The organism is Gilvimarinus gilvus, assembly GCF_030518155.1.
Classification (GTDB): domain Bacteria; phylum Pseudomonadota; class Gammaproteobacteria; order Pseudomonadales; family Cellvibrionaceae; genus Gilvimarinus; species Gilvimarinus gilvus.
On sequence record NZ_JAULRU010000462.1, the window covers coordinates 1 to 483 of the forward strand.

A 483-nucleotide genomic window follows, 5' to 3' on the forward strand; every position below is an offset into this window, starting at 1 on the left:
GTTAACATCTTCCAAAGAAATTGTGTTTTTTGTGACCACATAATAACTTCCACCAGCAGTTGCTAAAAGATTGAATTTATCAAAACTTGCTAATTTGTATTCAACTTCTAACGGAATCTCGATATAATGCACTTTTTGCTCCATATTATTTGTTTCAGAAGACAACATTGTCATTACAGCATTTTGGTATGATTGGTGGGGAATAACTCTAATATTACTATGATAAGTAATGTTGTTGGCAGTTTTCGGATTGCTTGCAGAAAGCGCATAAACACCCATGTTGATGCCCGAATTAATATTTGTTGTATTTTGTTCTAACTCAACTTTCGCAACTCCAGAACGAACATTTATCTTATCATTTATACGTACAGAAATCTTTGCACCGTATGCAACAGTCAAATTATTTTTGATAGTATGATCGTTAAATTCATCCGCTAAAATAGATTTAGAATCTAACATTTTTGTTGGATTGATGTACGAAGA

General features: G+C 32.3%; 1 protein-coding gene. It reads right to left on the reverse strand.

Annotated features, from left to right (window positions below; all coding sequences use genetic code 11):
* Positions 1 to 459, reverse strand: a 459-nt coding sequence (locus tag QWI17_RS08885; protein ID WP_302722162.1) for a hypothetical protein, incomplete at its 3' end; no start/stop codon positions are given.
* Positions 460 to 483: the final 24 nt, after the last annotated feature.